Below are 12,982 nucleotides of genomic sequence, written 5' to 3' on the forward strand. Positions count from 1 at the left end.
AACCTCACCCAAGCTCTGAATGGTCAGGAAATTAGGAAATAGTATACGCCATATGAGCCAGAACCCTCTAGTCAGAAAAACACACCGAAGTCGCTTTGAGACTGTCAAACTGTTACGAAGCCGAGGCTCTGGCAACACTTACTTATTAGCAGGTGCTATACGTAACAAAGAGCAATCTTCTCTCGTCACAAAAACACTTCGGAATCGCTTTGAGATTGTCAAACACTTAGGAAGTGGAGGATCTGGTGATACCTACTTAGCCGTAGACCGAGATTTACCAGGACAACCCCATTGTGTCGTCAAACATTTCCACCCAAAAGATTCTAATCCTGCTGTTCTACCTATCGCTAAAAAGTTATTTGATCGGGAAGCAGAAGTTTTATACCAGCTAGGCAATGACCACAATCAAATTCCGAGACTGTTTGCCCATTTTAATGAAGACGGGGATTTCTATTTAGTCCAGGAATTTATTGACGGTGATGCCTTGACTCAAGAAATTGTACTAGGTCAACGTCTTAGCGAGAATGCAGTCTTAAATTTATTAAAAGACATCCTAGAAGTGCTAGCTTTCGTCCACCAACACAATATTATTCACCGAGATATTAAGCCTCAAAATTTAATGCGGCGGCACTCCGATCAGAAGATTGTGCTAATTGACTTTGGGAGTATTAAGAGAATTGGTGCTTTGGGAGGAGGCTTAACAATTGCTGTTGGGACTCCTGGCTATATGCCAAGTGAACAGGCTAAGGGAAAGCCAAAACTTTGCAGCGATATCTATGCAGTAGGTATGATTGGCATTCAAGCTTTGACGGGTTTAATACCTGAGCAACTACAAGAAGATCCCAATACTGGAGAAGTTATCTGGCGCGATCAGGCACGGGTAAGTGACGCTCTTGCAAATGTTTTAGATACAATGGTTCGCGATCGCTTTAGCCAGCGTTACCAATCTGCCACAGAAGCTTTGCAAGCGCTTAATTCTGTTCTGGCGTTGTCACAGTCCTCACAATCTGCTGCCATAAACCAAAACACTGATGATAGCTATTTACTAACTTATAAAAACTTTATTTTGCTGCTGGGAATAGGGCTTGGTACTATCACTAGTTTTATAGTAATAGTTTTAATCTATACATTTATTAATACAGGGAGATCGCCTTCAAACCAACCTACTCAATTAAATAATTTTTTAGATAAATTGGTTGAGCCACGGTTCACTAATGTTAATGTGAATAGCCGAGTAGCCAAATTAGCAGCTAATAGAGGAGTTGATCAGAGCAATTCCACCATTACAAAAACTACCAAAAAGAAAATTGAATCTCACTACATGAGAAAGAATTAATCATGTATTAGCAATCATAAAATTGTCTATTAACTGGTTTATTAAAGATTTACTTATAACTTAAATATCTAGACATTATTTAGAGGATAAATACCTAGAAATTCCTGTAATATAAACCCAAGAAACCACATAAAAAAATATGGACAATACAAATCAAAAAAAAGCTATAATTCATAGCGAAATTGCCCTCTTTCTTAGAGGTTTGATTATTGGTAAAGTGCTGACACTCATAGTTATTGGCGGACTTCTTTGGTGGTTACTCAAGCCGAATTTATTGTCCCGCAACAGCGTTGATTCCTCTAATCAAAATTCCAATACCGTCCCTAATAATGGAAATAATCGATCAACTTTTCAGACAGTTGCTAATGTCCCCACTGACTCATTTAACTACGGAGGCAGTACAGCTTGGGCATCTATCCGGCAATTGGTAGATACTCAGATCCAGAGCGATCGCCCTGAACTAAAATTACGTTACATAGACCCTGTTAATAGTAGCCCTGGTTCTAGCTCAGGCATTCGGATGTTGCTTGATGGGCAACTGGACTTTGCTCAGTCCTCCCGTCCCTTTACAGATGAAGAACAAGCTATTGCAAAAGAGCGAGGCTTCACCCTTGAGCAACGTCAGGTGGGTAAGGATGGGATAGCAGTGGTAGTCAACCCATCACTCAATGTGTCAGGTTTAACTGTTGATCAATTACAGAAAATTTATTTGGGACAAATTACTAATTGGAATCAAGTAGGTGGGCCAAACCTACCCATCACACCTTTCTCCCAACAGCCAAAGGACGCAGATACAGTAATATTTCCTAGCAACAGCGACTTGAAAAACCAAGCACTTGGCTCTAATGTGCAATATGTCTACTCAACTACAGAGGCAGTGCGCCAACTTAGGAAAACCCCTGGTGGTGTATATTACGCTTCTGCCCGTTCTGTAGTACCTCAGTGTAGTGTAAAGGCTTTGCCATTGGGTGGGACTTTTAGTCAGCTAATTTCCCCCTATCGCCAACCGATGGTGTCGCCTGAGCAATGTCCACGTCAGCGCAACCAGCTAAATACTCAGGCTATCAAAAATGGCAGCTATCCGATTCCCGCTAACTTGTTTGTGATTATTAAGCAGAATAAAGGTCGGGAACAACAGATTGGCGATGCCTATGCCAAACTTTTATTAACTGACCAAGGGCAAAAGGCAATTGAGCAAGCTGGTTTCGTAGGGGTTCGCTAGTAGATTTGGAGGACAATTAAGCCCCTTTCCTACAGATCCCTGACTTCTTTAAAAAGTCGGGGATCTTCTTCTTCACGAATGATTAAGTAGGGCTATATAACTCATACCAATTATTTATGAAGCTGCGCTAAATAATGCTTCAAGGATAAAGTCATAAGAAGTAAGAGAAGCAATTATCTCAGGTGTAATTGCTTTGAGGGTATCAGTTAACTTCTGCTGTAGCTGTGCGATGGTTTTACAATTTTCAAGCTTGGAGTTTAGATTTGAGAAATTCCCAAAACCGCTCAATTGGGTTAAGTTCAGGAGAGTGAGGAGGTTGAAAAATAGGGATAATGTTATCTGGACATTATGAACAACTTTATAGACCTAATTCGCTCTTGAGCCATTGTTGAATTTGACCGTAGCTTTGAAACCCAGATGGCTCCTGCAACCGCTTTTTCAAGCGTTCTAAGTCCTCTCCACTGATGAGCGGAACTTTTCCGGGTGCATGTTTGACTTCAAGCAATCCCCTTCGTCCTTCGTCTTTATACTTCCTAACCCAACGAGTGATGACTCGCTTGTGGTCGTGATCGAAAGCCTAAAAGCATCGCCTAAAATTCTTATTATTTCGTCAACTTTCAAAAGTTTTCGGTCTACTGAAATTTAATTAATATCTCTAACAATTCACCAAGGGGAGGAGCATCTCGCAAACTGGGCCAAATTATAAACTCAAACTCCTCTTGCACTAGTTGTGCCAACTTCACCGATAAAGCAGTTTTATCAATTCCACCCATCCCTAATAGTGCAACTAAGCAGCATTTATCTTTTTCAATCCACCGTTGCAGCTTAGTTAGTTCATCTGTACGACCATAGAAAATAGAGACATCAATTGCTTCTCCCCAATCGATTTTATTTTTGATTCCCGTGTGGGTAGATACTACGGCATCTATTTGGATTGTAGGAACCTGATGTACAGCCTCCCTACTGTAATTGTGAAGTTTGTACCCGGCATTTTCCAAATGTTTTGAAACATTACTCCAACTTTTGAGACATACACCCGTCAAACTTTCAATATATCGATACAAACCTCTAGTGGGACTTAAACAAAAAACATCCATAAAATAGCCTCAAATCTATATACACAAAGACTTTGACATCGTTAGGCTTAGTTTCTTGATATATCTGGGTTTGAGCCATTTTTGAGTATTTGGTGTATTTCTCTTACCCTGTATGGGTTTGAGGCTTGTTTGTCCCGAAAAAATGTTTAAGTCCCGCTAGAAAGTTCAACCCTCAATCCACTTGGTTGTCGATTAAGTTCCGTAGCAATCTCAGTTGGACTGTAATCGCACAACAAACCTCGCAAGCAAGCTTTCTCAGTTGGAGTTATTTGTCTGCATTGCCTACGTCGTTCTTGCTGCTTGGCATTCGCTATATTTTGATACAACTTCTCCAAGTTCCAATGCTCGTTTGCCTCAGCAAACTTTTGCGTGAGATCATCGCACTGTTGATGAGGGTGTAATGCCATTACAGTTATCGTTAGACTCTATCTTTAGTATTAGTTATTTTAAGCACAGTATTTATACGAATATAATACTACATATAATCTTTACAATTTGATAAAATTAACGACTGTTAACTTGACTACAGTTTGTCGGTAAAGATAAGTATTTTTTTGTAATATAATGTTATTTTCTGTACTAGTATAGCAAAAGTTTAACGTTGCGGGAAATTGCTAATGATGTTGCTAACGCACATTAGGTGATTTGGAAGCGAGAGTTTTTGTATAAGTTATATCTATCCTACATTTATGCAAGACGTTGATAAATCTCATTTCAATGTTTTGCGATCGCACGTAAATTTACAGCGATTTTCAAACATAATAGACCTCATTTTTACCTCATGCAAAAGCGCAAAAAACAACGCCAACCAGTGTGAGTTAAATAAATGAAAACTGTTGTAAGTTAATTAACCCCTAGAAATTATTTATGAGTTTTGACAATCCTGCTATAGGTTTCGACCCTGCTAGCCAATTTGGGGCGACCGATGCCATCAGTCGCCTTAATGCCTTAACACAGTATGGGTTAGAGGTTAGCCCAAATGATCCTTTGTTGCTACGCGGTAGTACTCTTTATCTCGGTGAGGCTGATACTACTGTTGTGACTGGAGCAGAAAACGATCAGATTTATACCGGAGCCGGAAATGATAATGTGATTGCTGGTGATGGTAGTAACACTCTTTATTTAGGAGAAGGTGTCAACGTTGCCATCACTGGGTTGGGTGATGACTTCATCTATACTGGGTCAGCAGGGGATGTGATCAAAGCGGGAGATGGTAATAACCGCATCTATGCTGGGGAAGGATTGAACACAATTTTTACAGGTTCAGGTAATGATCAGATTTATACGGGTGCTGCGGATGATCTGATTTATAGCGGTGCAGGGAACGACATAATTTATGCTCTAGAAGGCAACAACTTTATCTCTGCTGGAACTGGAGATGACACCGTGTATGTCGGTAGTGGTAGCGATCGCTTTGAGCTAGTCAAGGGTGAGGGTGCGGTTACTATTTTTGGCTTTGGCAATAACGACACAATTCGCTTGGGAACAGGGCTAACTTCCAAAGCGCTGTCTTTTAAAATTCAAAACGGCGATACCCTGCTCAAAGCTGGCGATGATTTGCTGGCAACGCTGAAGTCGGTTCAGTTGGGCAAGGTAACAATCGATAATTCGCCAACGGCAAGCTTTGTTTCTGGAGTCTTTACCGTTGGAAAGACTGGCCAAGTAAGCGTCGATTATTTGTTTGATGGTGGCGGATATGAAGGCGAACTGGCAATATTCAGTTTATCTGGTTTAAACGATAAAGTAGGGTCTGCTGAGTTTATCAAAGAAGCTACCCGCAGAGCTTTGAGTAATTCTGAACTAGGACATATTGTGATCTTTGATCGCGATCAAGGCGCAAGATTTCAAGAGAATTTAAATGCACAAAGCAATTTGAATTCTGGTATTTATGATGGTGTGGAACCTGTATTCATGCATCCGGGGGATAAGTTTGGAATCATGTTGGTTCCCAAGGGAACCGTTCAACAGGTATTCAATAATGATCCAAATAGTAAATATGTCAATCCTTTATTCTCGTTAACAACAGTCAAGCCTCAAAATCGTTACAACGGCCAGTTCGCCGACATTACTGGAGATGGTAGCGTATTCGGAATAGAGGACTTACCTGCCGAGGGACGAAGCGATCGCGACTACAATGATATCGTCTTTCAGGTGCAAGGTGCAGTTGGACGTGTAATTAGCTTGGATGAACTTCTAATAAATGGTGCGGTACAGACGCAGCAGGACTGGCGGAACAGCGATTTGGGACAAGCCTTGGTTGAGTACACCAAGCCGTATGCTTCGCCTAACATGCCTGGAATTGGGGAAACTCTTTCCGAGCGCGTGTTAGAGATACTCAATCAAGCAGCAAATAATAAGCCTTCTAAGGGGCAAATCAGTTCCCCAGGAAACGGGGCGAACGTAAATCAAGCGATCGCAGATTGGATTAATACAGCTAACAATCGTTTAGCCACGCTGACGACAAATGGAGAGAGTGCAATCAAGGGACTTGATAACAACATTTCTGACTCATCAGCCTACTTGGATCAGCAGTTTAGCGATTTGCAGGTTGCTCTTTCCAATGATGGAACGTATATGAGCGCCTGGAAGGACTACTTAAATAAAGAACTGTCTAGACTTCAGACCTACACGCTTGCCCAAGTTACCGACTTGAGAAATGAAATTCTTGGCACAGGCAAATATTTGTATCAATGGGCAGACTATACCGCTAAGGAAATTAATAAAACCACTGACTATCTGGACAAATGGACAACCTATGCCCAAAATGAAATTGGTCGAATTACGAACTTATTAATTGGTCAGACCGATTATATTGCCGACAATGTTGGTGTTAACAATTCGGACTATAAGAACTTGGTGAAAGAGCGTAAAGCGATCATTAATGATGCTTCAGCCACCAATTCTCAGTTGACAGAAGATAAGAATAAAGCCGTCAATGAAGCCGTTGATGTTTTCCACGCTTTTGATAGCTATCGGCTACAAACGATTGAGGATGCCTCAACGCAATACACGGCGTTGAACAATGAACAATCTTCCGTTTTCACAGATGCTCTGTCGCGGCTAACGGAACTTGAGAGCAATATAAATGGCGTGTTAACGGATGCCTGGAACCAGTATCAAGAACTGGATCGAACTCGTCGGCAAGCCATTGACGATGCAAAAAACCAAGCCAGTTTCCTCAACTACGCTTGGACTAATTTAACTGGAGATACCAAGGCACAAATCGATGCTTGGTCGAAGATTGCGGCAAATCAAAAAGGTTGGCACAATACAACCCTTGCGGAGCGGAAACAAAACGTTGGGCTTCCTTTAATTGGCATTATTGACACGGGATTTAGTGCAAATAATGCGGATATTGACTACTCCCGAATTACTTCTGGCAAAGACTGGATTAGTCAAGATAATAATTCGCTTTTAGAACCTTCAGATGAGTCGGCAACTGAACACGGAACTCAGATTCTAGAGGTAATTGCCGCAACCCGAAATAATGGCATTGGCATTGATGGCATCAATGATCGTTCTCCGTTATGGTTAGGGCGTGCCGTAGGATCAATGGATTGGGCACAGTCATTGATTGATTTTGTGGATGCGGCGATCGCTTCCAAACAGCCCAATGCAGTAGTTAACCTCAGCTTTGACCTCACTCAAACCAACGCAGATGGCAGTGTAACTACTCGCTTTGAACTCACTCCCCTAGAGCGGGCTGCATTGACCTATGCTCAACAAAACCAAGTCTTGATTGTCACAGCAGCCGGGAATCAGGGCGCTACAATATCTGCACTAGGGCAAGCAGTCGAGGAATTCGATAATATCCTCACTGTGGGAGCAGCACAGGGATGGAGTCGCGCTGATTATTCCAGTTATAGTGCGGTTAATTATGACCACTATGGCAAAGGTGTGGATATTCTAGCGCAAGGTGTAGCAGCAAATGATGCTGTTGGCACATCCGTTGCGGCGGCAAAAGTGACTGGAGCAGTTTCTCTTTTATGGGCAGCCAATGCAGGGCTAAACTATAGCCAAATTGTCGATATTCTTAAGCGCACTGCAACCGATTTAAATACGCCAGGGTGGGATGCTGAAACCGGAGTAGGGCTATTAAATATTTCAGCTGCGGTGGATCTGGCCAAAGCGACTCAGCCACAACGCTATACACCGCCTAATTTTGATCTCATTCAAGACGAACTGAGAAACAATGGAATTCCTAAAGCAAAATGGTCTGACTTCTACCGATTTGCCTACTACAAAGATTTGGAAGCAAAACTGACTGGACAAAGCTGGAGTGTTGTAAATGCGGTGGCGACCAAACGAGAAGCCTCCTTTCTAAAATCCGTCGGTAATGGACTTAAGCAATTTGGTGATGCTGTTGGTCAAGGCGCTAAAAATATAGTTTTTAGCCCTCCAACACAGTTTGCTGGCGGTTCACCTGGAAGCGGTGGCGGCAACTCAGGTGGTAATCCCTTCTCAGGATTGATTAGCGGTGGTAGAAAGTTCTTTTCTGAGAGAAAGTCTGAATTGAAACAAGTTACTCAAGACACTTCTAGTGCCTATCAAAATGGGAAAACTTACCTCAAAGAAAAGCAAAACCGCCTTATCTCTGAGGTGACAACAGGTGCGACTAATGTCAAGAATCAGGTCAAAAGTACGACAGCTGCAATCAATGAAGCAACTCGTATCGCTCGTAACGCAGTAAGTGACTCTACCACGGCCATTACTCAAACGTCTAGTCAAATTGGCGACAACCTTAAGCAGTACGGCGATCACATCGGCGATGAAGCGCGAAATGTAGGCGATCGCGTTCAAACTGCAACGCAAGAGCTTAAGCAACTGTACGACGAGAACCAGCAGTACTTGATTTTGGTCAATCCGGGGGCTGTGATCGGTGTTGCAATTGCAGAGGGACTGATTAATGGTGTTAAAGAGGGCAAAGTTGGGCCTGTACTCGATACTCTCAAGAGAGTTCCGGTGCTGGGTACGGCAGTCGGTGGACTAGAGGGACTATATTACGCTTCTCAAGGAGACTGGAAAGAAACACTTAAAAATTCTATCGATAGCGCACTAGCATTTTATGGTGCATCTAATGTGGTCACGCCCACGTTAGTTTCGTTGTTTGTGGACATCTCTTGGGAGCTAAAAGACGAAGACTACAAAGGCGCGATCGCAGCTGCATTGTCTAACTTTAATGTGGAGCCTAAAGTGGCAAACACCTTTGTAAATACTACCTGGGCGCTGAAAGACGGTAATTTTAAAGATGTTCTAGATAAAGGGTTGAGTAGTGCTGGCTTTAGCAACGCTAATCAGTTTGTAGACATCGCTTGGGGTGTCAAGGATGGCAATTACCAAAAAGCCTTGACAGTTGGATTGCAGTCTGCTGGACTCAGCAATTTGAAAATAGACCAAGGCAAAGCAGATGCATTCGTAAATTCGGCTTTTGCCTTGCGTGATGGTCAGGTTGGACGAGTCGCGGATCAACTCTTAGCTGTTGCAGGTGGAAATGCTCAACAACTTGCAACCAGTTCGTGGGTGCAAGCATTACGCAATGGAAACCCCAATGATGATCGCGCCGCTTTTTCTCAGGGGCTATCGACCGTGGGCTTCCAGAATGCGAATCAGTGGGTGGATATCGCTTGGGACGTGAAAGAAAATCACTATCTAGACGCTTTATCAACAGAATTCACGCTGGCTGGATTCCAGCAGGGTAAAGACTGGATCAATATGGCAGGTGCATTGCAGCGAGATGATTACTTCAGCGCTCTTTCAACTGGTTTCAAAGTGGCTGGGTTTGAGAAGGGCGAGAATCTAGCGAAGGCAGACCTTGCACTAAGGCAGGGAGATCCGATTAATGCCTTCTACGAGGGACTGTCGCTAGTGGATGGAGTCAGCGAACTAGTGGATACATTCAAGTACCTGAAAGATGGTAACGCCAAAAAAGCAGTTCCTTCAATGATTATAGCAGCTCCTAAGTTATTGACATTGATCAGCTAAACTGTTAACAAGCTGGCAACATTATTATCATGGTCACTGTGAACTAGGATTTGATTAGGTTGAGGCGTTGCTGAAAATTAATGATTTTCTGGGCAAGAATCAGCGTTTGATATCAATAGATCATTTAGAATTCAGCAATGCTAAATATCGCTGACACTGTGATGCGATCGCACTTTGCATTTTTGTACATATTTTTAATTATTCTGCATAGCTGCGGCAAGTTTTTCTAAATTTTGACGAATATTGAGACTACGGAGATGATTTACGCCCCAGACTCGCTCACAAATATCTAAAGCTTGCAGATAAAGGGGTTTTGCTTTGCTGTAACGTTCTGTCGCACGATAAATTTCTGCCAAATTATTGAGACTTTCAGCAACATTGGGATGATTCTCTCCCAATAGGTGCTTATCAAGTTCTAAGGCTTTTATACATAAGGGTTCCGCTTCATTGTAACGCCCCTGTTCCCTGTACATATAACCAAGAGCGTAGATAGTATCTGCTAAAAGCGGATGCGCCTTTTGCAATAGACGCTGCTTGAGTTCCAATGATTGCAAAAATAAAGATTCGGCTTGATCGTAGCGTCTTTGAGCGCGGTATATTAAACCTAAATTGTGCAAATCTGTTGCAACTTCGGGATTCTCTTCTCCCAAAAATCGCTTATCTAGTTCTATTGCTTGTTGCGACAACGGTTCAGCTTCACTGTAACGTCCTTGATGATAATAAAGTAGCGCTAAATTATTCAATATAAGAGCGAAAGAAAGATGATTTTTACTAACTAAACGTTTTTCGAGTTCTAATGATTGCAGATACAAAGGTTCTGCTTCGTCATAACGTCCTTGTTCATCATATAGTAGTGCCAAATCGTTCAGACTAGCGGCGACATCGGCATGGTTTTCTCCCCACAGGCGTTTCCTCAGTTCCAAAGCTTGTTGATATAGGAGTTCTGCTTTAGTATATTGTCCAGTAGATTTGTAGAGTCCTGCCAAATTATTGAGGCTAGTAGCAAAAGAAGGATGGTTGTCTCCCAAAAGACGTTTCGTCAGTTGCAAAGCTTGTTGATATAGTGGTTCTGCTTTATTGTAACGTCCTGTTGCACGATATATTCCTGCTAAATTGTTGAGGCTAGTAGCTAAGTCTATCTGCAAACCTAATTCATTTTGCAATTCACTCGCCTGACGCCAATACTTAATTGCTAATTCCTGTTCTTCTTGATAATTTTGAGATTCACCCCGATCTAATCTGCTGCGGTAAATATCACCCAACCTAGAATATAAGGTAGCCAAAGTGGGGTCTTTAGTTCCCCGTTCCTGTTCTACTTTCTCAATTAACCTTTGTAAATCTTGAATGGGCAAGAAAAAGGGGTTATTTTCATTAGTATCTGTGCTGGCTAATTCTGTGTTTCTAAAAACAAAACGTATATGTTCTAGTTCTTTACCAGGAATAGCATTCGTCTTTTTAGATTCAAACCGGAATACACCGTTGCGCCAACTCCAAAAATCAGGGGCTTTTTTAATCAGGTTGACTAAAATTTGCTTAGTTACCCAAAGCACGATCGCAAAGGGAAACTCGCGCAATCCTTCCCTTGTCCACTGTAAGTAACCAAAAAATTTCTCCTGTTCCGATTGCTCATTTCCCAACCTGAGAAAATAAAGTTGTTCAGCACCCGTCACAGTGATCACCGCCGGGTTGTGCTGATGGAGATATTCTTCTTGTTGTACCAGTTGGTTAAGAGCAGCTTTTAGGCTAGGTTCCTGACGTGCTAAAGTCACTCGATATGGACGAAACTTAGGTTGTAGTTCGGCTTCATACTGGGCAATAATATCATCACGAAAGCTAGCATCATTGCAAACTGCAATCAGTAAATTCAATCCCTGCTTTTGAGCTTCAATAGAAACAATTAAATCATCATAAGCATCTTGATTTTCTCCCTGTTCATCTAAGAATTCCTCATTTAACATTAATAGCTCCCTGTCTTTTCAAGCTTTCTATAATAATTGGATGGACATCATACCAAGTTTCATCAGTGCGATATTCTAGAACATATAGCCCATGTAGCAAATCCAAAAACTCTGTTTGTTTAGGGTCATTGGGCATAAATTGTTCATAAATACTCTGCAAAATATCTATATCAACCTTTCCTAAACGTATGGAAAAGTCATTGCGAATTTTATTGATTGCTTCCAGAAGAATTTTATCATTAATAATAACTTCTGCTGAGGAATTTCGCCGGATCATCCGCAAACAAATACGACAACATTCCTTAGAAATGCGAATTAACTCTCGCAATACACCACCACTGTAAATCACAATTTTTTCAGCAGTTTCTGCTGCGATTAATTCACTAGAAATTCGCTTTTGTAAAACTTCACCGAGAATCTTTGTTGCTTCTGGGCGAGGTTGGGCATTAGGGAAACGATTTTTACCTTTCTCAAAAATTTTTAAGACAGGCATTGCCACAACCTGGTCGTTGGTTTCAGTGGTAATTATTGTGCTGATAAATGTTTCACGAAGTACTGCGATCGGGATAGTGTAGATAATTTGAAAGTTAGGTTGGCAAAGAGCTTTAATGTTATCTCGATAAATTTCGTTAACTCTTCCTAAGTCAAGTTTATCTAAATCATCAATAATTACTAAAACGTTTTGTTTAGTCGCAGCTTGAATGAGAGCAGCAATTTCATTAATTCTAGCAACTAAATCTGATAACTTGCGTTCAAATTCTTGCTTAATTTCATCCCGAACGCTAGCATCAGCTTTTAATTTAGAGCTAATCAACTTTAAAAGGTCAAAACCTATACTAGCTTCTGCCTGTAAATTTAATTCTTCAGTGCGAGTGCGGGTAGCAAACCACTTATAAAGAGCTTCTTTAGTAGATTGAGGAATATCAACTCGGCGTGCTTCTGCCTCTGTCATTAAATTAACTGCGATCGCAAATAGTATATTAATATGGTTAACGGCCGACATTTCAATTTTGTCAGCAATAGAGAATAGAACTACAAAATATTTATTTTGAATTTGTCTGCTAAACTCAGCTAACAAAGTAGACTTACCACATCCCCGATGTCCTGTAAAGACAATTTTGCCATCTCTATTGGGACTATCTTCCACTAATTGGTTAAGGTCTGCAATCAAATCATCACCATACTCGACTCTAAATCTTTCCATTTCGTTCTGTTCCATCAACGGAAATAGTTCGAGATTGCTATATGCTTCTTGAAAGGAGTTTAATAATTCTTGAGACATTGGATAGTGCTGTAAACGTGCTAACTATCCATATAATGGCTCATGATTTTTAAAGTAAAAGTTCAGGTATTCGCAACTTCCTTAGCTTTGTAAATAAATGACTAC

9 protein-coding genes are annotated in these 12,982 nt (G+C 41.4%); 3 read left to right on the top strand and 6 right to left on the bottom strand.

Annotated elements, in window-relative coordinates; all coding sequences use genetic code 11:
• Nucleotides 1-52 precede the first annotated feature (52 nt).
• A complete protein-coding gene (locus V7L29_RS17980) occupies nucleotides 53-1,336 on the top strand; it encodes a serine/threonine-protein kinase (RefSeq protein ID WP_334736337.1) in 1,284 nt (427 codons plus the stop codon).
• 139 nt (nucleotides 1,337-1,475) lie between these two features.
• The gene (locus tag V7L29_RS17985; protein ID WP_334736338.1) at nucleotides 1,476-2,558 is read left to right on the top strand and encodes a PstS family phosphate ABC transporter substrate-binding protein; all 1,083 of its coding nucleotides are present in this window, start codon (nucleotides 1,476-1,478) and stop codon (nucleotides 2,556-2,558) included.
• A gap of 244 nt (nucleotides 2,559-2,802) precedes the next feature.
• Here the strand turns inward: V7L29_RS17985 and V7L29_RS35540 are convergent, their stop codons facing one another.
• From V7L29_RS35540 to V7L29_RS18000, 4 genes are all read right to left on the bottom strand, one after another.
• The gene (locus tag V7L29_RS35540) at nucleotides 2,803-2,892 is read right to left on the bottom strand and encodes a transposase (protein WP_442944211.1); all 90 of its coding nucleotides are present in this window, start codon (nucleotides 2,890-2,892) and stop codon (nucleotides 2,803-2,805) included.
• A 24-nt stretch (nucleotides 2,893-2,916) separates the two neighbouring features.
• Nucleotides 2,917-3,108 carry a helix-turn-helix domain-containing protein gene (locus V7L29_RS17990; RefSeq protein WP_442944212.1) on the bottom strand — a complete coding sequence of 64 codons (192 nt, stop codon included), beginning with the start codon at nucleotides 3,106-3,108 and terminating at the stop codon, nucleotides 2,917-2,919.
• Nucleotides 3,109-3,190: 82 nt separating this feature from the next.
• Nucleotides 3,191-3,655, bottom strand: coding sequence for a hypothetical protein (locus V7L29_RS17995; protein ID WP_334736340.1), 465 nt, complete (start codon nucleotides 3,653-3,655; stop codon nucleotides 3,191-3,193).
• Between the two features lie 146 nt (nucleotides 3,656-3,801).
• Nucleotides 3,802-4,062 (bottom strand): hypothetical protein, encoded by a 261-nt coding sequence (locus V7L29_RS18000; protein WP_334736341.1) that lies wholly within the window; start codon nucleotides 4,060-4,062, stop codon nucleotides 3,802-3,804.
• A gap of 460 nt (nucleotides 4,063-4,522) precedes the next feature.
• On the opposite strand from V7L29_RS18000, the gene V7L29_RS18005 reads away from it, so the two are divergent.
• Nucleotides 4,523-9,637, top strand: a complete 5,115-nt coding sequence (locus V7L29_RS18005; protein WP_334736342.1) for a S8 family serine peptidase — start codon at nucleotides 4,523-4,525, stop codon at nucleotides 9,635-9,637.
• A gap of 194 nt (nucleotides 9,638-9,831) precedes the next feature.
• Here the strand turns inward: V7L29_RS18005 and V7L29_RS18010 are convergent, their stop codons facing one another.
• Nucleotides 9,832-11,595 carry a tetratricopeptide repeat protein gene (locus V7L29_RS18010; protein ID WP_334736343.1) on the bottom strand — a complete coding sequence of 588 codons (1,764 nt, stop codon included), beginning with the start codon at nucleotides 11,593-11,595 and terminating at the stop codon, nucleotides 9,832-9,834.
• The gene (locus V7L29_RS18015; protein WP_334736344.1) at nucleotides 11,585-12,877 is read right to left on the bottom strand and encodes an ATP-binding protein; all 1,293 of its coding nucleotides are present in this window, start codon (nucleotides 12,875-12,877) and stop codon (nucleotides 11,585-11,587) included. Before V7L29_RS18015 ends, V7L29_RS18010 begins: the two co-directional genes overlap by 11 nt.
• Between the last annotated feature and the right edge of the window lie 105 nt (nucleotides 12,878-12,982).

Source organism: Nostoc sp. (assembly GCF_036916575.1).
Lineage (GTDB): Bacteria > Cyanobacteriota > Cyanobacteriia > Cyanobacteriales > Nostocaceae > Nostoc.

What these genes read in the sequence shown, in the direction of transcription:
- V7L29_RS17980 (WP_334736337.1), top strand. Translation starts at nt 53, where the DNA reads ATGAGCCAGAACCCTCTAGTCAGAAAAACACACCGAAGTCGCTTTGAG.
- V7L29_RS17985 (WP_334736338.1), top strand. Translation starts at nt 1,476, where the DNA reads ATGGACAATACAAATCAAAAAAAAGCTATAATTCATAGCGAAATTGCC.
- V7L29_RS17995 (WP_334736340.1), bottom strand. Translation starts at nt 3,655, where the DNA reads ATGGATGTTTTTTGTTTAAGTCCCACTAGAGGTTTGTATCGATATATT.
- V7L29_RS18000 (WP_334736341.1), bottom strand. Translation starts at nt 4,062, where the DNA reads ATGGCATTACACCCTCATCAACAGTGCGATGATCTCACGCAAAAGTTT.
- V7L29_RS18005 (WP_334736342.1), top strand. Translation starts at nt 4,523, where the DNA reads ATGAGTTTTGACAATCCTGCTATAGGTTTCGACCCTGCTAGCCAATTT.
- V7L29_RS18010 (WP_334736343.1), bottom strand. Translation starts at nt 11,595, where the DNA reads ATGTTAAATGAGGAATTCTTAGATGAACAGGGAGAAAATCAAGATGCT.
- V7L29_RS18015 (WP_334736344.1), bottom strand. Translation starts at nt 12,877, where the DNA reads ATGTCTCAAGAATTATTAAACTCCTTTCAAGAAGCATATAGCAATCTC.